General features: G+C 72.0%; 15 protein-coding genes. 4 read left to right on the plus strand and 11 right to left on the minus strand.

Features of this window, described 5'->3' with window-relative positions:
* Window positions 1-120 precede the first annotated feature (120 nt).
* Genes WME83_RS51365 through WME83_RS51375 form a run of 3 tightly spaced genes read right to left on the minus strand, consistent with a single transcriptional unit; the run spans window position 121 to window position 2,946 of the window.
* Window positions 121-948, minus strand: coding sequence for an ABC transporter permease (locus WME83_RS51365; protein WP_437317027.1), 828 nt, complete (start codon window positions 946-948; stop codon window positions 121-123).
* Window positions 945-1,838 (minus strand): ABC transporter permease, encoded by an 894-nt coding sequence (locus tag WME83_RS51370; RefSeq protein WP_437317028.1) that lies wholly within the window; start codon window positions 1,836-1,838, stop codon window positions 945-947. The genes WME83_RS51365 and WME83_RS51370 overlap by 4 nt, the downstream gene beginning before the upstream one ends.
* A complete protein-coding gene (locus WME83_RS51375) occupies window positions 1,831-2,946 on the minus strand; it encodes an ABC transporter ATP-binding protein (protein ID WP_129580871.1) in 1,116 nt (371 codons plus the stop codon). The genes WME83_RS51370 and WME83_RS51375 overlap by 8 nt, the downstream gene beginning before the upstream one ends.
* A gap of 478 nt (window positions 2,947-3,424) precedes the next feature.
* Here WME83_RS51375 and WME83_RS51380 point away from each other — a divergent pair, with 478 nt between their 5' ends.
* Window positions 3,425-7,258, plus strand: a complete 3,834-nt coding sequence (locus WME83_RS51380; RefSeq protein WP_437317029.1) for a serine/threonine-protein kinase — start codon at window positions 3,425-3,427, stop codon at window positions 7,256-7,258.
* A 22-nt stretch (window positions 7,259-7,280) separates the two neighbouring features.
* Here the strand turns inward: WME83_RS51380 and WME83_RS51385 are convergent, their stop codons facing one another.
* The 3 genes from WME83_RS51385 to WME83_RS51395 all read right to left on the minus strand — a co-directional run bounded on the left by WME83_RS51385 (window position 7,281) and on the right by WME83_RS51395 (window position 9,853).
* Window positions 7,281-7,589, minus strand: a complete 309-nt coding sequence (locus tag WME83_RS51385) for a hypothetical protein (RefSeq protein WP_020742172.1) — start codon at window positions 7,587-7,589, stop codon at window positions 7,281-7,283.
* Between the two features lie 147 nt (window positions 7,590-7,736).
* Window positions 7,737-9,230, minus strand: a complete 1,494-nt coding sequence (gene gcvPB, locus WME83_RS51390; protein WP_437317030.1) for an aminomethyl-transferring glycine dehydrogenase subunit GcvPB — start codon at window positions 9,228-9,230, stop codon at window positions 7,737-7,739.
* A 14-nt stretch (window positions 9,231-9,244) separates the two neighbouring features.
* Window positions 9,245-9,853 (minus strand): hypothetical protein, encoded by a 609-nt coding sequence (locus tag WME83_RS51395; RefSeq protein WP_437317031.1) that lies wholly within the window; start codon window positions 9,851-9,853, stop codon window positions 9,245-9,247.
* Between the two features lie 278 nt (window positions 9,854-10,131).
* On the opposite strand from WME83_RS51395, the gene WME83_RS51400 reads away from it, so the two are divergent.
* Window positions 10,132-11,799 carry an FG-GAP repeat domain-containing protein gene (locus tag WME83_RS51400; protein ID WP_437317032.1) on the plus strand — a complete coding sequence of 556 codons (1,668 nt, stop codon included), beginning with the start codon at window positions 10,132-10,134 and terminating at the stop codon, window positions 11,797-11,799.
* 91 nt (window positions 11,800-11,890) lie between these two features.
* Here WME83_RS51400 and hemL read toward each other — a convergent pair whose 3' ends face one another.
* A complete protein-coding gene (gene hemL, locus WME83_RS51405; RefSeq protein ID WP_437317033.1) occupies window positions 11,891-13,207 on the minus strand; it encodes a glutamate-1-semialdehyde 2,1-aminomutase in 1,317 nt (438 codons plus the stop codon).
* A 391-nt stretch (window positions 13,208-13,598) separates the two neighbouring features.
* Here hemL and WME83_RS51410 point away from each other — a divergent pair, with 391 nt between their 5' ends.
* Window positions 13,599-15,095: a serine/threonine-protein kinase gene (locus tag WME83_RS51410; RefSeq protein WP_437317034.1), complete on the plus strand. Its 1,497-nt coding sequence runs from the start codon at window positions 13,599-13,601 to the stop codon at window positions 15,093-15,095.
* Window positions 15,096-15,124: 29 nt separating this feature from the next.
* Here WME83_RS51410 and WME83_RS51415 read toward each other — a convergent pair whose 3' ends face one another.
* Window positions 15,125-15,688 (minus strand): GNAT family N-acetyltransferase, encoded by a 564-nt coding sequence (locus WME83_RS51415; protein WP_437317035.1) that lies wholly within the window; start codon window positions 15,686-15,688, stop codon window positions 15,125-15,127.
* A gap of 107 nt (window positions 15,689-15,795) precedes the next feature.
* On the opposite strand from WME83_RS51415, the gene WME83_RS51420 reads away from it, so the two are divergent.
* Complete coding sequence (locus WME83_RS51420) at window positions 15,796-16,347, plus strand: hypothetical protein (RefSeq protein ID WP_437317036.1); 552 nt, start codon at window positions 15,796-15,798, stop codon at window positions 16,345-16,347.
* 52 nt (window positions 16,348-16,399) lie between these two features.
* On the opposite strand, the gene WME83_RS51425 is transcribed toward WME83_RS51420, so the two are convergent.
* From WME83_RS51425 to WME83_RS51435, 3 genes are all read right to left on the minus strand, one after another.
* A complete protein-coding gene (locus tag WME83_RS51425; RefSeq protein ID WP_437317037.1) occupies window positions 16,400-17,050 on the minus strand; it encodes a glutathione S-transferase family protein in 651 nt (216 codons plus the stop codon).
* A gap of 73 nt (window positions 17,051-17,123) precedes the next feature.
* Window positions 17,124-18,455 (minus strand): hypothetical protein, encoded by a 1,332-nt coding sequence (locus WME83_RS51430; RefSeq protein ID WP_437317038.1) that lies wholly within the window; start codon window positions 18,453-18,455, stop codon window positions 17,124-17,126.
* Window positions 18,422-18,733 (minus strand): Imm10 family immunity protein, encoded by a 312-nt coding sequence (locus WME83_RS51435; RefSeq protein ID WP_437317039.1) that lies wholly within the window; start codon window positions 18,731-18,733, stop codon window positions 18,422-18,424. The genes WME83_RS51430 and WME83_RS51435 overlap by 34 nt, the downstream gene beginning before the upstream one ends.
* Between the last annotated feature and the right edge of the window lie 245 nt (window positions 18,734-18,978).

Consider the following 18,978-nt stretch of genomic DNA (forward strand, 5'->3'; position numbering starts at 1 on the left):
CGCGCCGCGGCACATGCATAAGCGATCGTGAGGCGCCGGCGCTCGCGCGGCGCGGCGGCGGCGGCGCGGGCCCTCAGCGGTGGAGCGACTCGAGCTCGGCCGTGGAGCGGCGGCGACCGCTCAATCGTGCCGCCAGCGGGTCAGCCGCTCCAGCACCATGATGAACACGATCACCCCGAACACGAGGATCGTCGAGATCGCGAACAGGTCCGTCCGCATCCCCCGCACCTGAGAGTGATAGACGAAGAGCGGGAGCGTGACCGAGCGGGGGCCGGACGTGAAGAAGCTGATCACGAAGTCGTTGAGCGACATCGTGAATGCGAGCATCGCGCCCCCCACGATGGCCGGCCAGAGGAGGGGGAGCGTGACCCTCCGGAAATGGATCCAGGACGAGGCGTAGAGATCCATCGCGGCCTCGCTCAGCGTCGGTCCGATGGAGATGAGCCGGCTGCGGACGATGAGCGTGACGAACGCGATCTCGAACGTCACGTGGCCGATGATCATCGTCGTCATGCCCAGGTCGAACCAGTCCACCACCCGGCGGAGCAGGTTGAACGCCATGACCAGCACCGCCGCGAAGGTGATGTCCGGCGCGACCGCCGGGATGTCCACGATCGACTCGAGCAGGCGGCTCACGGAGGTCGTCCATGGAAAGCGCATCCCGAGCGCGAGCAGCGTCCCGAGGACGGTCGAGACGAGCGTGGAGGCGCCGCCGAGCAGCAAGGTATTCACCGCGACCTCGCGGATCTCCCGGGCGCGCCGGCTGGTCTCGGGATCGGCGAAGAGATCGACGTACCAGCGCACCGAGAAGCCCGTCCAGAGCAGGCCCCGCTCCGCGGCGTTGAACGAGTACATGGCCACCGCGAGCAGCGGCACGTAGAGGAGCCCGAAGCCGAGGAAGGCGGCGATCGTCGTCAGCGCGCGCCAGGGACCGCGACCGCTCTTCACAGGATCTCCACGGAGCGCCCGTTGCGGCGATACAGGGAGACGCCGCCCAGGGTCATGACGATGAGCAGGAGGCTCAGCGCCGCGCCATAGGGGATGTTCCGGCCGGGGCCGAACTGGTGCTGGATCAGGTTGCCTATCAGCCAGTGCTTCGCGCCGCCGAGCATGTCGCTCACCACGAAGACGCTCATCGCGGGGACGAACGTCAGGATCACGGCGACGCTGAGGCCGGGGAGCGTCTGGGGCAAGATCGCGGCGAAGAAGACGCGGAGCCGCGTGGCGTAGAGGTCCTGCGCCGCCTCGACGAGCGACCAGTCGAGGCGGTCGATGCTCGTGTAGAGGGGGACCACCGCGAACGGCAGGGAGGCCGCGACGAGGCCGAGCGTGACCGCGACCCAGCTGGGGTAGATGTCGCGGCCGGGGTCGATCCAGCCGAGCCACGCGGCGAGCTTGGCGGGGGGCAGCTGCGCCGAGAGGAGGAGCTTCCAGCTGAACGTGCGGATGACGAGGTTCGTGCAGAGCGGGACGAAGACGAGCGCGAGCCAGAAGAACCGCCGGCGCTGCGAGCCGCGGGCGATGAAGAAGCCCATCGGATACGCGAGGAGCACGGACGCGGTCGTGGCGACCAGCGCGAGGACGATGCTCCGGATGAGGATGCGCGCGTTCTCGCCCGACGCGGAGCCGAAGATGCGCGCGAACGACTCGAGCGTCAGCTCCCAGATCAGCGCGCCGTCGGCGTCGCGCTTCACGAACGACACGACGAGGAGGGCGAGGCTCGGCAGCAGGAGGAACACGGACAGCCACGAGACGCCGCCCGCGATGAGCAGGAAGCCTCGCGCGAGCAGCCGCCGCCGCGTCGTCAGCTGGCCATACCAGACCGTGGGCTCAGTCACTGAGCACCTCGAGCCGCTCGGCGGGCAGGGCGAGCCAGACGGACGAGCCGGGCTTGAGCATCGAGCGGGGGCTGAGCTGCACGCGCAGCGGCCCGGGCTCGATGATGAGCTCGACGTGGTCGCCGCGGTAGAAGCTCTCGCGCACCACGCCGCGCACGCCGTTCTCCGGCGGCTCGCTGTCGCAGAGCTCGATCCACTCGGGGTGGATCGCGAGCGTGCCGAACTCCCACTGAGGCGTGGTCTGGACCCTCAGCGCGCCCACCGTCGTGAAGACGAGCGTGGCGCCGACGCGCTGCGCCGAGATGAGGTTGGCCGCGCCGAAGAACTCGGCGGCGAAGCGGCTCTGCGGCCGCTCGTAGACCTCGGCCGTCGCGCCCTGCTGCTCGATGCGGCCCTTGTTCATCAGCACGATGCGGTCCGAGACGGTCATCGCCTCGTCCTGATCGTGAGTGACGAGCACGAACGTCTTCCCGAGCGCGCGCTGGAGGCGGCGCAGGTCGAGCTGGACCTCGGCGCGCAGCTTCGCGTCGAGGGCCGACATCGGCTCGTCGAGCAGCAGCACCTCAGGCTCGTTGACGACCGCGCGCGCGAGCGCGACTCGCTGCTTCTGACCGCCCGAGATCTGGTGCGGATATCGCTCCGCGAGGTCATCGAGCTTGAGCATCGAGAGGCTCGAGCGCACGCGCTCGCGCACCTCGGGATCAGGGATGCTGCGCGACCTCAGGCCGAAGGCCACGTTCTCGAACACGGTGAGATGCGGGAACAGGGCATAGTTCTGGAACACCGTGTTCACCGGCCTGCGGTTCGCCGGCAGGTGGTCAACCGCCCTGCCCGCGAGGAGGATGCGCCCCCGGTCGGAGCGATCGAGCCCCGCGATGATGCGGAGCAGCGTGGTCTTTCCGCAGCCGGACGGCCCGAGCAGCGTGACGAACTCGCCGGCCTCCGCCTTGAACGACACGTCGTTCAGTATCTGTGTCTTCCCGAAGCTCTTGCTGACATTCTCTACAACGAGGCTGCATCCCGGGTTGCTCTCGGCCGCGCTCTCGCTCGGGGGCCTCGTGATGCGCCGCGCCGACGACGAGAAGAAGTCTCTCAACCTCTGGATCACCCCAGCAAACCCTTTGCGCGTGGCGCTCTCGGAACCGCTTCCGAAGCCTCGGAGCGTACTACGCAGACCATGATGCCCTCCCGTTGTCAACTGGGTGCGCGCCGGGCTGACCGGCTGAGCGGCGCGCGCCGGACCGGGTTCTTCTCGCTCGCAGGCCGGGTACGCTACCGCCCTTCCCCTGGGCGTGCCACCTTTCTGCCGATCCTGCTCGCGGCGTGACGCGCGCGTCACGCAGGCCCGGCGCGCGCCGCGCAGGCCCGGCGCGCGGCCCGCGGCCCGGCGCGCGCCGCGCGGCTCCTGCGCCCTCGCCGCGCCTCCCGCGCGCTGCTGGCGCGCGCATCCGGCGCGCTTCCCACCCGCGTCCCGCGCGCTTCCTGCGCGCTTCCCACGCGCTTCCCACGCGCTTCCCACGCGCTTCCCACGCGCTTCCCACGCGCTGCTTGCCACCGCTCGGCGCCGGTGATTTCTTGGTCCACGCATGGGCCTGAGGAACGCGAGACCCGAGTTCGGAGGCACGCGTCGCTTCCAGGTCGTTCGCGTCGTGGGCGTCGGCGGGATGGGGGTTGTCTACGAGGCCTTCGACCGCGACCGGAAGGGGCGCGTCGCGCTCAAGATCCTCCGCAATCTGAGCGCCGAGGCGCGCCTCCGGTTCAAGAACGAGTTCCGTTCGCTGCAGGACATCCAGCACCCGAACCTGGTCAGCCTCGGCGAGCTCCACGAGGAAGAGGGGCAGCTCTTCTTCACGATGGAGCTCATCCGGGGCGTCGACTTCGTGGTGCACGTGCGGCTCCACGAGGAGGGCGACGCCGGGCCGCGGGGCGAGCCCGCGGGCGGCGGGCGGCGCTCCACCCTGCCGTCGATCCCCCTCTGGCACGGGCAGGGCCCCGCGCCCGAGCAACTGCCCCGCATCAAGCGCCCCTTCCACGAGGCCCGCCTCCGCTCGGCGCTCGCCCAGCTCGCCCAGGGCCTCGCGGCGGTGCACGCGGCCTACAAGGTCCACCGCGACATCAAGCCTTCCAACGTGCTCGTCACCGCCGAAGAGCGGGTGGTCCTCCTCGACTTCGGCTTCGTCGCCGACGCGAGCGGCCCGGGGCGCGAGCAGGCCGTCGTCGGGACGCTCCACTACATGGCGCCCGAGCAGGCCGAGGGGAAGGCGGCCGGGCCCGAGGCGGACATCTACAGCGCGGGGGTCATGCTCTACCTCGCCCTGACCGGGGTCTATCCGTTCCAGACGGCGCCCAAGGCGACGATGGACATGATGCGGCGGGCCGAGCCGCCGCCGCCGAGCCGGCTCGTCGAGGACATGCCGCCGGACATCGACGAGCTCTGCGTGGACATGCTCCGCATCGACCCGGCCGCCCGCCCGACCGCGCGCGACGTGCTGCGGCGGCTCCGGGTGCAGGAGCTCATCGAGGAGCCGCCGGTCCTCTCGCAGCGCATCGGCTTCGTCGGCCGGCACAGCGAGCTCGCCGCGCTCGAGGGCGCGTTCGCGGAGGCGCGGATGGGCCGCTCCGTCACGCGGTTCCTCGAGGGCGAGTCGGGCGTCGGCAAGAGCGCGCTCCTGCGCCGGTTCCTGGAGCGCATCGACAAGGACGCGCTCGTCCTGGCCGGGCGCTGCTACGAGCGCGAGGCGGTCCCCTACAAGGCGGTGGACGAGCTCATCGACGCGCTGAGCCGGCACCTCGTGCGCCGCCCGCCCGAGGAGGTCAAGGCGCTCCTGCCGCCCAACGCGGGCCTGCTCGGCACGGTGTTCCCGGTGCTCCGCACGGTCCCCGCCATCACCGAGGCGCGCGCGCGGCGCAAGGCGATCGACCCGCCCGAGATCCGCGCCCTCGTCTTCGCCGCGCTGCGGGAGCTGCTCGGCAGGCTCGCGGCCGAGCGGCCGCTCGTGCTCGCGATCGACGATCTCCAGTGGGCCGACGCCGACAGCGTCGCGCTGCTCTCGGAGGTCATGCGCCCGTGGACCGAGGCCGATCTCAGCGCCGCGGCCAGGCCGGGCTCGTTCGCCGGCCTCGACGGGCCCGCGTGCGCGGGCGCGCCGCCCGTCGATCCCGCGCGCCCGCGCGCCATGATGCTCGTCGCGGCGGTGCGGACCGCCTCCGAGACGGCGCCGCCGGTCTCGCGGCAGCTCGGGGTGCCGATCGACGCGCTCGGGCACATCATCCTCCACCGCCTGTCGCTCGCCGAGGCGCAGGAGCTCTGCGCGCTCCTGCTCCGGGGCGCGCCGGTCGGCCGTCCGCTCAGCATCGAGGCGATCGCGCAGGAGGCCGGCGGCCACCCGCTGTTCATCGACGCCCTGCTGCGCCACCGGATGGCGCAGGACAACGACGGCGGCCCGGTGCGCCTCGACGACGTCCTCTGGGCGCGGATCAGCCGGCTGGACCCGCGGGCGCGCCAGCTGCTCGAGCTCGTCGTCTGCGCCGGCGCGCCGGTGCTGACGTCGGTGGCCGCGCACGCCATGGCGGCCGATTTCGCGGAGCTCACGCGGGTGCTCTCGGCGCTGCGCGCGGCGAACCTCGTGCGGACCGGCGGCTCGGGGCAGGACGAGTTCGTCGAGCCGTTTCACAACCGCATCCGGGAGACCGTCACGAGCCGGCTCGACGAGCAGACGGCGCGCAGCTGGCACGGCCGGCTCGCGCTGGCGCTGGAGGCCTCGGGGCGCGCGGAGCTCGAGGCGCTGGCCGAGCACTGGCGCGCCGCCGGGGACTCCGAGCGCGCCGCCGGCTACGCGGTGCGCGCGGGCGAGCAGGCCGAGGCCGCGTTCGCGTTCGACCACGCGGCGCGCCTCTACCGGATGGCGATCGATCTCCACCTGCCCGGCGGGGCGGAGCGGCGGGTCGTGCTCGCCAAGCTCGGCGACGCGCTGAGCAGCGCCGGCCGCGGCGCCAAGGCCGCGGAGGCGTACATGGCCGCGAGCGACGGCGCCCCCGAGGCCGAGGCGATCGATCTCGGGCGCCGCGCCGCCGAGAACCTCCTCCGCGCCGGCTACGTCGACGCCGGCATGGCGGGCCTGCGCTCGGTGCTCGGCGCGGTGGGCATGCAGGTGCCGAAGACGCCGGAGCTCGCGGTCGCGTCGCTGATGCTGCGGCGCGCGCAGGTGCGCCTGCGCGGGCTCAACTTCGTCGAGCGGCCGGCCGACGAGGTCTCGCCGGAGGATCTCATGCGCATCGACGTCTGCTGGTCGGCCGCGATGGGGCTCGCGATCGTCGATCCCACGCGCGGCGCCGACTTCCAGGCGCGCAACCTGCTGCTCTCGCTCAAGGCGGGGGAGCCTTACCGCGTGACCCGCGCCCTCGCCTTCGAGGCGACCTACCTCGCGATCGACGGCGGCCCGTCCGTCTCCCGCGTGACCGACCTGCTCTCGACGGCGAGCGCGATCGCGTCGCGCATCGGCCGGCCTCACGCGCTCGGCCTCGTCGGCTTCGTCAGCGGCGTCACGTCCACGCTGTTCGGCCGCTGGCACCAGGGCGTGGCGGATCTCGATCGGGCGGACGTCATCTTTCGCGAGCGCTGCACCGGCGTCACGTGGGAGCGGAGCTGGGCGCACACGTTCTCGGCCTGGGCGCTCTGGTATGGCGGCGAGACGCGCGAGTTCATGCGTCGGGTCCCGATGTACCTGCAGGCGGCCGACGAGCGCGGCGACCGTTACCTCGCCACGAGCCTGCGCTCCTCGCAGAGCAACGCCTACTGGCTGGTGGGGGACGACCCCGACGCTGCGCAGCGCCAGGCGCAGGACGCGATCCGGAGCTGGTCCAAGGCGGGCTTCCAGCTGCAGAGTTACTTCGACCTCGTCGCCCGCGCGCACATCGGCCTGTACCGGGGCGACGGCGAGGCCACGCACCGCCTCTTCGCCGAGCAGCGCGCGGGCCTCGAGAGCTCGCTGGTCCTGCGCATCCAGGCCGTGCGCATCATCATCACCCACCTCCGGGCCTGCGCCGCGCTGGCCGCCGCCGCCGCCGTCACGCCGGCCGACGCGGAGCCGCTCTACGAGGAGGCGACGCGCGCCGCCCGGAAGATCGAGGCCGAGCACATGCCCTGGGCCGACCCGTTCGCCGCGGCGGTGCGCGCCGCGGTCGCCGCCGCCCGAGGCGAGGCGGAGCCGGCGGCGCAGCAGCTCGCCGAGGCCGTGCGCGGCTTCGAGGCCGCCGGGATGGCCCTCTACGCCGCGGCGGCGCGGCGCCGCCACGGCGAGCTGCTCCAGGGCGACGAGGGCCGCGCCGCCGTCGCCGCCGCGAACGGCTGGATGCAGGAGCAGGGCATCGTGAGCCCCGACCGCATGACGAGCATGCTCATGCCGGGCTTCGCAAAATAGCCCTGGGACAGGCGCTCGCCCGTCAGGGCTTCACGCGGAGGACGGCCGTGCCCTTCTGCTTCCCGTAGAGCTGCTTGATCTCGATCTTGTACTCGCCCGGGGACGACGCGCTGAACTCGACCGGCGACGCGCTCTGCGGCTTCCCGGTGGGCAGGTCGCGCAGCACGCGCTCGATGATGATCTTCCCCGAGGGCGAGCGGATCTTGATGTTGAACGGCGGCGTCGCCTCGTCGTAGGCGCGGAACACCAGGCGCACGGTGTCTCCAACCGAGACCGGGGTGGTCTGGCTGATCGTCTCGATGTCGCCCTCGTTCTCAACGGTATCGGCCACGCGTCGCTCGTCCCGTGAGGTACCGCACCACGGACCCTCGGCGCTCATTGTAGACGCGACCGGCGGAGATTCGCGAATTTGGAGCGCCCGTCCGCCCGGCGCCGCCCGCCGGAGGCGGCCGCGCCCCGGCCGCCTCCTCCGGGAGGGTCACGTCCTCGACCACCGCAGGCGCGGCTGGCGCGCGGCCCGGGCCTCGTCGAGGCGGCCCACCACCGTCCCGTGCGGCGCCTGCTTCACGAGGTCCGGCGTCTCCTGCGCCTCCTTGAGGATGCTCAGCATCGCGGCCGCGAACTCGTCGAGGGTCTCGCGGGTCTCGGTCTCGGTCGGCTCGATCATCAGGGCGCCCGGCACGACCAGCGGGAAGTAGACCGTGGGCGCGTGGAAGCCGTAGTCGAGCAGCCGCTTCGCGATGTCGAGCGTCTTGACCCCGGTCTCCTTCTCGATCTGGCTGTCCGAGAGCACCACCTCGTGCATGCACGGCTGCGGCACCGGCGCGAGGTAGTGGTCCTTCAGCTTGGCCCAGAGGTAGCGCGCGTTCAGCACGGCCAGGCTGCTCGCCGCCGTGAGCCCCTCGCCGCCCATCTCCCGGATGTACGTGTACGCGCGGATGAACATCCCGAAGTTGCCGGTGAACGCCCGGAGCCGCCCGACGCTCTGGGGCCGATCGCGGTCCCACGCGAACCCGTCGCCGCGCCGCACGAGGACGGGCGCGGGCTGGAACGGCTCCAGGTGCTTCTTGAAGCAGACCGGCCCGGAGCCGGGGCCGCCGCCGCCGTGCGGCGTCGTGAACGTCTTGTGCAGGTTGATGTGGATGACGTCCATCCCGACGTCGCCCGGCCGCGCGTGCCCCATGATGGCGTTCGTGTTCGCGCCGTCGCCGTAGACGAGCCCCCCCTTGTCGTGGATGAGCTTGATGATCGCCGGCAGGTGCGTCTCGTACGCCCCGAGGGTGTTCGGGTTCGTGATCATCAGCCCGCAGACGTCGCCGTCCGACCCCTCGCGCTCGATCGCGGCGAGGACCTGCTCGGGGTGGGTGATGCCGTCGGCGGTCTTCTCGATCCTGACGGCGACGAGCCCGTTGAGCGCGCAGCTCGCCGGGTTCGTGCCGTGGGCGCTCTCCGGGATGAACACCTTCCGCGGCGAGCGCCCCTTCGACTCGTGGAACGCCCGCATCATCATCAGCCCCGCGAGCTCGCCCTGCGCGCCCGCCGACGGCTGCAGCGAGCAGCCGTCCATCCCGCTGACCTCGCAGAGCGCCTCCTGCAGGCGCCACATCACCTCGAGCGAGCCCTGGCTGAGCTCGTCGGGCGTCATCGGGTGCAGCTTCGCGAAGCCCGGGATGCGCGCGGCCCACTCGTTGATCTTCGGGTTGTACTTCATCGTGCACGACCCGAGCGGGTACATCTGCCCGTCGATGCAGAAGTTCCACTGCGAGAGCCGGACGAAGTGCCGGAAGGCCTCCGGCTCGCTCACCTCCGGCAGGCCGGCCGGCTCCTTGCGCGCGAGCGCGCCGTAGTGGGCGCCGGGATCGACGTCGGGCACGTCGAGCGGCGGGAGCGACGCGCCGGTCCTGCCCGGCGTGCCTCGCTCGAAGATGGGGGGTTCGCGGAACTGAATGCCTCGCGGCTGCGGCTGGGTCATCGGGGGCTGTTATGTCAGAGGCCGGGGGGCTCGGCAGGTGCTTCTTCGGAGGGGGAGGCGGGGGGCTCGGGCTTCCCGGACTCCTGGTTGTCGCTGTCCCAGTCGCCGCCGCCGATGTCGGAGCTGTCGGAGCCCCCGATCGACTGCAGGTCCGGCATCATGTTGCGCTGCTTGACCGCTTCCCAGGGCTCGCCGACCTCATCCTTGTTGCGGCCGATCTCGCCCACGATCTTGTCGTCGACGTTCTCGCCCTCCGGCCGCGTGTACTTGAAGTACCCCCGGCCTTCCTTGGTCGAGTTGGGCCCGATGGCGCCGATGACGCGCTCCTTCCAGCTGAACTTGATGAGGTCGCCCGCCACCGACCCGTGCAGCTCGCCCCACCGATCCTTGACGGGCCGGAGCCAGCGGCCCTCGATGGAGTCGGAGTTCGGGTCCCGGACGAGGTGCAGGTAGCCGTAGAGCTCGCTGTAATAGACGCCCGTCCAGTCGCCTCCTTCGGGCATGTCCCCGGCCTCCACCTTGGCCGTCTTCGGTGCGGGGTTCGAGCTGCAGCCCAGCGCCGTCGTCCCCAGCAGCAGGGCACAGGCGGCGCCGGCAATCCAAAGCCGTCGCGATACGTTCATGGCGGCGGAGCCTAGCACAGCACCTACCCGCACCCATACCGGCAACCTGACGCAACCTCATGACGGACGGCAGGTCGACCAGCGCGCGCCACGTCGGGGACATGCAGCCTACCTCCCCTCCTGAAGGAGGAGCGTAACGTACCGTTCAGCGCATCCGCGACCGCGTCAAATTTCCGCTTCACCTCTTCTTCGGCCGCGAAGCGCTGGTAAGCTTCCAGGCCATGATGAAGTCCTTTGTCTGCAACCGAGGTTTTGTAATTCCCGGCAGAATCGCTCTCTTGACCAGCGTCCTCGCTCTTGCCGCCTGCGAGGGGCAGCTCGGCAACGTCGACGGCACCCTGCCCGACGACGACGACGGCGGCGGCAGCAGCGGCTCCTGGGCCAATCCCCGCCCGGTGCCCGGGGGCTCCAAGCCGCTGCCGGCGGTCGCGTCGTGCGCGCCGGCGTCGAGCGGCTCCGCCGACGTCGCGGAACCGCAGCTGCTCCTCCAGCTCTCCGACGACGACGAGAGCGCGTGGCTCGGGTCGCCGGCGGTCGCCGATCTGGACGGCGACGGCGAGAACGAGATCCTGGTGACGCACAACGGCAACATCGTCGCCTGGGGCCCCGACGGCGCCCAGAAGTGGCGGTTCGACGAGTCGCGGGAGTACGGCCGCATCTGGGCGAGCCCGCTCGTCGCGGATTTCCGTGGCGACGCGCAGCTCGAGGTGGTGATCGCGGCGCGCACCCGGATCTACATGCTCGACTCGAGCGGCCAGGTGGTGGACGGCTGGCCCGTCGCCTGGAACGACGAGATCCGCGCCCTCGCCGCCGGCGACGTCGACGGCGACGGCCAGCTCGACGTCGTGGCCGCGAGCACCGACAGGACCCCCGACGTCCTGATGGCCTTCCACGCGAGCGGGGCGCCGGTCGCCGGCTTCCCGCCGATCTCGAGCGGCACGATCGGGTGCGACGCCCGCCGCAGCGACGACGCCGAGTGCTGGATCGTGGGCGTCTACGACCAGAACCTGGCCATCGGCGACCTCGACGGAGACGGCGCGCAGGACATCGTCTCGCCGATGGACAACTCCTATGCCGGGTTCTACCACGGCACGGGGGAGGCCTTCGACGCGAATCCCATGTTCGAGGGCCGCCCGAAGACGCCGGGCGTGCGGTACATGCACGACCTCGCGCTCGCGCAGCAGGGCTTCGGCGACAGCAGGGACCTGCAGGCCTATTTCAAGAACTCGGCCCCTGCGATCGCGGACGTGGACGGCGACGGCGCGCCGGAGGTCATCATGCTCGCGGCGGCCGAGGACGTCGACATGTCGGACCAGTCCCAGGGCGTCGGCCTGTGGGTGGTCCGCAACGACGCGAGCCGCATCCCGGGCTGGGAGAGCCCGTTCTACGCGCCGGACTACCTGTCCGGCGGCGAGGACCTCGGCGGCAACATCGTGGCGGCGACGCAGCAGGTGACCGTCGCCGACCTCGACGCGACGCGCGCCGGCCCCGAGATGATCTTCGCGGGCCTCGACGGGCGGATCCACGCGGTCTACGCCGACAAGAGCGAGTACTGGGACGTCGAGTACACGGACGACACGCAGGTGCTCACCGGCGGCGTCGTGGTCGGGGACCTCTCGGGCGACGGCATCCCCGAGGTCGTGTTCAACACCTACTCGACCGAGGAGAACAGGAGCCACCTGTTCATCCTCAACGCGGGCGGCAAGCTCCTCCACAAGATCCCGCTGCCGCGGCTCGGCGCGATGCCCGTGCCCACGCTCGCCGACGTGAACGGCGACGGCACGCTCGAGATCGTCGTGTCGCTCCGCGAGATCGGGTGGATCGACGGGCAGACCCCGGAGCCGAACACGTACGTGTACACGGTGCCGCAGTCGTCGACGAACTGCCTGCTCTGGCCGACCGCCCGCGGCAACCTCTATAGAAACGGCTGGGTGCGCGCGGACTGACCGACGCGCGCCGCGAGCGCCCGCGCGGGCGCTCGCGGGAGGGGCCGATCGCCGCGGCGGCCGGCCCCTCGCCGTTCCGGCCCGCCTGGCCTCAGGCCGCGAGCGCCTCGCGGCAGGCGGCGACGGTCCGCTCGACGTCCTCCTCGGTGTGCGCGCCGCTCAGGAACGCCGCCTCGTACTGCGACGGGGGCCAGTAGACGCCGCGCGCGAGCATGCCGGCGTGGAAGGCGCTGAAGCGCTTCGTGTCGGAGGTCGCGGCGTCGGCCCAGGAGCGGACCGGGCCTTTCGTGAAGAACAGCGTGATCATCGAGCCGACCCGCTGGACGCACGCGGTCGCGCCGGCGCCCTCGGCGGCGGCCCTGAGGCCCTGCTCGAGCGACGCGCCGAGCTTCTCGAGCCGCGCGTAGAGGTCGGGCGTGAGGCGCTCGAGCGTCGCGAGCCCGGCGGTGACCGCCAGCGGGTTGCCGCTGAGCGTGCCGGCCTGGTACACGGGGCCGAGCGGCGAGACGACGCGCATCACGTCGGCGCGGCCGCCGTAGGCCGCGAGGGGCATGCCGCCGCCGACGATCTTGCCGAGCGTGGTCAGGTCGGGCCGGAGGCCGAAGCGCTCCTGCGCGCCGCCGCGGGCGAGGCGGCAGCCGGTCATCACCTCGTCGAAGATCGAGAGCGCGCCGTGCTTGCGGCAGAGGTCGATCACGAGGGCGAGGAAGCCGGGCTCCGGCGGGACGCAGCCCATGTTGCCGACCACGGGCTCGAGGATGACCGCGGCGATGTCGCCGCCGCGCGCCGCGAAGGCGGCCTCGAGGGCGGCCGGGTCGTTGTAGGGCAGGGAGAGGGTGGCGCGGGCGACGCTCTCGGGGACGCCGGCGGAGTCGGGCGCGCCGAAGGTGGCGAGCCCGCTGCCCGCCTTGACGAGCAGGTGGTCGGCGTGGCCGTGGTAACAGCCCTCGAACTTGATGATGGCGTCGCGGCCGGTGAAGCCGCGCGCGACGCGGATGGCGCTCATCGTGGCCTCGGTGCCGCTGGAGACGCAGCGCAGCATGTCGATGCTCGGGTAGAGCTCGCGGATCTTCTCGGCGAAGCGGACCTCGAGCTCGGTCGGGGCGCCGAACGAGAGGCCGCCGAGGGCCGCCTCGCGGACGGCCTCCACCACGGCGGGGTTCGCGTGGCCGAGGATGGCCGGCCCCCAGGAGCCGACGTAGTCGATGTACTCGGCGCCGTCGGCGTCGAACAGCCGCGCTCCCTGCGCGCGGGCGATGAAGAGGGGGTCGCCGCCGACGGCGCGGAAGGCCCGCACCGGGCTGTTCACGCCGCCGGGCAGGACGGCGGCGGCGCGGTCGAACAGGGCTTTGGAGGCGGGGGCTCGGCCCCCGCGGGCAGGCGGAGGGGCGCTCTTCTCGTTCGTCATCGTGCTCCGGGCCATAGCAGGGGCAGGGCGGGGGAGCGAAGCGGATCGAGGCCGCCGGGCGCGGGCGAGGTCGCCGGGCGCGGGGCGCCGCGGGCGCAGGACGCGCGGCGTCGCGGCGCCGGACGCGCGGCGTCGCGGTCTCCGGGCGTGCGGCGTCGCGAGCGCCGGGCGCGCCGCGTCGCGGCCCGTCGGGCGCGTGGTGCGGGGACCGGAGGTGGCACGGCGCGACGGTCCGGGGGGCCCGCGGGCGGCCTTCGATCCACACGATCCTTTGCTGCGCGGCCGCGCTTGGCTATGGTGAGCGCCTGGAGAGAGGGGGCCGCGACCTGCGGCCCGAGCTGCTCCTGGGGACCGCGGGCGCGGCTCCCCGAGCACAAGCGTCTGGTGAGCCATGCGGATCTCCGAGGACCCCGCTCCGGGGCAGCGTCTCGGGCGATATGAGCTTCTGCGCCTCATCGGCGAGGGCGGGATGGCCCAGGTCTGGGCCGCGCGCATGGAGGGCTCCCGCGGCTTCCACAAGGTCGTCGCGCTGAAGACGCTCATCCCGGCGCTCGCGCGCGATCCGCAGTTCCAGCGCATGTTCCTCGACGAGGCGAACCTCGCCGCGAAGATCCACCACCGCAACGTGGTGGAGATCCTCGACCTCGGCGACACCGACGGCGTGCTCTTCCTCGTGATGGAGTGGATCGACGGGCAGACGATGCAGCGGCTGCTCCGGCCGGGCCTGCGCCCGATGCCGATCTCCCCGGCGATGGCGGCGCGCGTCGTGGCCGACGCGGCGCACGGGCTGCACGCGGCGCACGAGCTCCACGACGAGCGCGGGGTGCCGCTCGGCATCGTGCACCGGGACGTCTGCCCGCAGAACATCCTCATCGATCGCGACGGCACGGTGAAGGTGGCCGATTTCGGGATCGTGAAGGCGTTCGAGCGGCTGGGCGACACGACGCAGACCGGCGAGATCAAGGGCAAGGGCGAGTACATGTCGCCCGAGCAGGCGCAGGGGCACCCGGTCGACCGCCGCTCGGACATCTTCTCGCTCGGCGTGGTGCTCTTCGAGGCGGTGACGGGCGCGCTCCCGTTCCAGGTGCTGCACGACCTCGTGCTGCCGCAGACCGGGTCGTCGGAGCCGCCGCGGCCCACGCTGATCGCGCCGCAGTGCCCGCGGGATCTCGAGGAGATCATCCTGAAGGCGCTCGCGCGCGACCCGCAGCAGCGCTTCCAGACGGCGGGCGAGATGGCGAGCGCGCTGGAGGACTTCCTGATGCGCCGGTCGGGCGTGATCACGACCGCGCACGTCGCGGAGCTCCTGATGGCGCGCTGCGGGGACAAGCTCGAGGAGGAGCGGCAGCGGATCGCGGACGCGATCGTCCCGCAGCAGCGCCCGGGGTGGCGGCCGAAGCCGGGGGCGACGCTGAGCGTCGGGCCGCCGTCGGAGGGCCGCTCGCGGAACGCGCGCACGGCGCCGCGTCGGGGGATCGGCGGGCTGATGCGCGCCGGCAGCGACGCGCTGCGCCCGGTGGCGCTGCCGTGGCTCGTGGCGGCGGTCTCCACGGGCGTCGCGGTGGCGTCGCTCATGTTCGTCGCGCTGAGCCGGCCGAGGGATCAGCGGCCGATCGTGGATCCGATCGCGGTGCAGACCCAGCCGAGCGCCGCGGTGGTGAAGCTGAACGGCGTGGTGCTCGGCGTGGGCAGCCAGGTCATCGCCCGGCCGAAGCCGGGGGTGTCGCTCGTGGTGGAGGCGCGGTCGAGCGACGGCGTCTCGCAGACGGTGGAGATCACGTCGGAGTCGCCCGCGCGGATCCAGATCAACCTGGACCCGACGAAGGGCGAGCCCGGCCCCGGGACCGCGGCGCCGCCGGGCAGCGGGCGCGCGCCGGCGGCGAAGTAGCCGCGGGGGTGGAGGCCGGCGGGCGCGGGTCACGTCGGGGCGTCCGCGAGCTCGCCGCGCAGGAGGCCGTAGAGCGCGGTGTCGGTGTACCGCCCGTCGTAGTACCAGTTCTGGCGCTGCCGCCCCTCGAGCGCGAAGCCGAGGCGCTCGAGCACGCGCGCGGAGGCGCGGTTCTCCGGATCGATCTGCGCCTCGACGCGGTGGAGCTCCATGGACTCGAAGCCGAAGCGGATCACGGCGCGCAGCGCCTCGGTCATGATCCCCCGGTTCCAGAACGCGGGCAGGAGGTCGTAGCCGATCTCTGCCCAGCGATGGGGCTTGTTCCAGCGCCAGAAGCCGCCGGTGCCGACGAGCTCTCCGTTCTCCTTGAGGGTGATGCCCCAGCGGATCGAGGTGTTCTCTCGGACGCCGGTCATGATGGTGGCGATGCGCCGCTCCGAGTCCGCGAGCGAGCCGTCCGGCCCGCGGCCGGCGTAGCGCACCACCTCCGGATCCGACTGGATGCGGAAGATGCGCTCGACGTCGCTCGGCGCGATCGCGCGGAGCGCCAGGCGCGGCGTCGTGAGGACGGGGAACGGGTCGAACGATGCCATCGGCCGATGGCATCAGCGGAGGTCTCCGGGCGTCAAGCGCGCGGCACGGGCCGAGCGGCCTTGACGTCGCCGTGCGCTCGGCCGACACGTCTCGGGGAGGACTTCGCATGGCGCCGCTCGAGGAACTGGGTGCGGAGCCGCTCGCCGCGCTCGAGGAGGCGGAGGGCGCCGGCGGCGAGCGCGGGGCGGCGGGCGGCAAGAGCGCTGGCGGCGAGAGCGGCGACGGCGAGCGCGGGGCGCCGGGGCGCCGGGTCCGCTTTGCGCGCGGGGTGACCGAGCTGCCCGGCGACCTGCCGGTGGTGGTGCTCCACGAGGACGCGATCCTGCGCTGGCGGCCCACGCCGAGGCGGCCGGACGGCGCGCCCGCGCGGCTCTCCGAGGTGGCGGTGGGCGCGGCGATCGCGGTCGAGCATGGCGGCATCTGGGACGAGGGCCTCGTCCTCGGCCGCGTGGTGCGCCCGGCGCGCGCGGGCGGCTTCCGGGTCGATGGCGACGTGGAGCACTACCCGTCGGTCGCCGAAGCCGAGCGGGCGCACGGCCCGCTCGAGCCGGGAGAGGCGCAGGATCTGCCGGCGACGACGGTCGGCGATCCGGCGTTCGAGCTGGGCGAGCCGATCGGGCGCGACGCGCGCGGGATCGGCCGCAGGGCGAGGCGATAGCCGCGAGCGACGCACAGCGAGGCGGTAGCCGCGGCCGCGCCTGCCGCGTCGCTCAACCGAGGTCGCTGAGCGCGTCGCCGCCCGCCTCGGTCCAGCTGTCGCGGCTGCGCAGCCGCTCGCGGTAGGCGATCACCTTCGGCCAGCGCCCGGCGTCGTCGAGGTGCGAACCGCGGAGCAGCGAGAGGGCGGCGCCCACGGAGCAGTCCGTGAGCGACATCGAGCTCTTGAGCAGGTACCGGTCCTCGAGCTCTGCCTCGAGCAGATCGAGCGAGCGCGTCGCCTCGTCGCTGGCCCGCTTGACGACCGCCTCGGCGAGGGCGGGGAGGCCCGTCTTCGGCGCGACGACGTTGGTCCACCAGATCGCGCTGCAGTGCGGGGTCAGGTGCGCGCTGTCGAAGAACAGCCACTGGAGCGCCCTGGCCTCGGACGTCGCCACGTCGGGCCAGCGCGTCGTCCCGTGCGTGCGGCCGAGGTAGGCGATGATGGCGTTCGACTCGCGGAGCACGAGCGGGCCGTCCTCGAGGACGGGCACCTTCCGGTGCGGGTTCAGCCGGGCGAACGTTTCGGCGCGCTGCTCGCCTCGAAACAGGTCGACCTCGACCGGTTCGTAGGCGAGCCCGAGCTCGGCGAGGGCGAGGCGCACCTTGAGCGCGTTGGGCGAGTGGCGGAACGTGTAGAGGCGCATGCCGGCGCAGTAGCGCATGCGGCCGGAGGGCGCGAGCGGGCGCGGTGGAGGGGATGTTGAGCGCGCGGGGGAGCGTGAGCGTCTGGCGGGATCAGGCGATGCCGGTGACGAGCGGATCGACCGGAGCGGGCTCGGGCTTCACGGGGCCGGCATCCGGCTTCTTGTCGGGCCGAGGAGACGCCGGCGTGGAGCGTGTCGCCGTGTACAGATTGGGGAATCGACCTTCGGGATCGTCGTAATAGAAGAGGAACCGGCCAATGCGGACGGCTTCGTCGTAATGGCGGAAGAGCAGCTTGGCGGCGCGCGCCTGATAGCCTTTCCAGAGCGTCTGCTCGGGCGTCGACGTGGCGCCGAGCAGGCGCAGGATCTGCTCTGCGAGGGCGCTCGCTTCCTGCTCGTCCTCGCTGCGGAAATTCCTCTTGTCGTCTTTGATGGCGTCGCGGTGCTTGCGGTACATTTCGGCGACGCCCGACAGGTCGTTGGCGAGGTCGAGGTGGCCGCTGCCCGCGCGCAGGTGCGCGAGCTGGGCGGTGGCCTCCGCGTCGCCGTCGAGGTGGTACTCGAGGGTCTTCAGCATGCGCGCGCGTATCTCGTAGGCGCGCTCGACGAGGGTGGCCGGGAGCGCCGCCCCGGAGTGCGTGGCCGAGGTGAGGAGGAGCTTGTGCCGGGCGAACCAGGTCGCCCAGGCGACGCTCTCGAGCCCGTCGATGAGCGCGGCGTCGAGCGCGCCCGCCGCGGCGATGGCCGCAATGCGCTGGCGCAGCTGCGGCGCGGCGAGCGTCTGGGCCACGCCGATGGCCTGCACGGCGGCTGCCTGGAGATCGATCCGCGGCGTGTCCAGCCCGGCGAGCGGTATCGCGTCCAGGTCGGGCTTCACGCGCTGGAAGGCCGCCTCCGCGATATGGATCTGGGTGGGTTCGACGGCGGTTGTCCCTGATTTGTTCGGGTTCTTGGGTTTGGGCATGGACGCAAGGACTAAGTCGCGCGGGAGAGAATGCTGCGAGCGAGCACGAAATGGGCGCGATTCACGAATATCGTCGTGCGGTTGCAGGATGGCAGGGAGAGGTCGCGCGGAGCTTCGCCGGAGGTGGTGCAGGACGTTGCGGGAAGCGCGCGGGGCTTGGCCGGAGGTGGTGCAGGACGTTGCGGGAAGCGCGCGGGGCTTGGCCGGAGGTGGTGCAGGACGTTGCGGGAAGCGCGCGGGGCTTGGCCGGAGGTGGTGCAGGACGTTGAGGGAAGCGCGCGGGGCTTGGCCGGAGGTGGTGCAGGACGTTGAGGGAAGCGCGCGGGGCTTGGCCGGAGGTGGTGCAGGACGTTGCGGGAAGCGCGCGGGGCTTGGCCGGAGGTGGTGCAGGACGTTGAGGGAAGCGCGCGGGGCTTGGCCGCAGGTCACGATCGCCGACGTGCGCGCGTTGCGCTCCACGAGCAGCTGATAGACGTCGAGGCTCTGTTCGCAGCCATCGGCTCTAGCGCGAAGTTTTCAATGGCGGTCCGGAGACGACCGGATCGAGCGTCGCTTTCCTCGGTGCACAGGCAATACGTATCTAGTCCGAGCTGCCGATCCTGCTCGTTCGAAGACAAGGATTTCTGAATCTCGAGGCGCATCCCGCCGCCGTCGGATTGTTCGGTAAGTATAACAACGTACGTGTTGAGGTCAGGATCATTCGCAGCTACTAGCGCTTTTGCTTTGAATCTGCGCATGTGGCTGTCATCCCGCAGTTTGATGCTGCATGGTGCCCGGGGTGCGCTATGGATGGCGCTCCTTTAGCTCCAGAAACACTTGCCCGATGACACCCTCGTCCATGCACCGGAACTCGGGTAGCTCGTTGCCAAGCGCAGATCTGAGCAGTGCTTCCCACTCCGGCTTCGTTGGTCTTCGTCCAAATGTGGCTTGATACTCCGCTGTGACGGCGCTTATCGCTTCCCCCAGCGTGTCCAGTGGAGCA

This window comes from Sorangium sp. So ce385, from assembly GCF_051474135.1.
In the GTDB taxonomy this organism is placed as follows: Bacteria; Myxococcota_A; Polyangia; order Polyangiales; family Polyangiaceae; genus Sorangium; species Sorangium cellulosum_D.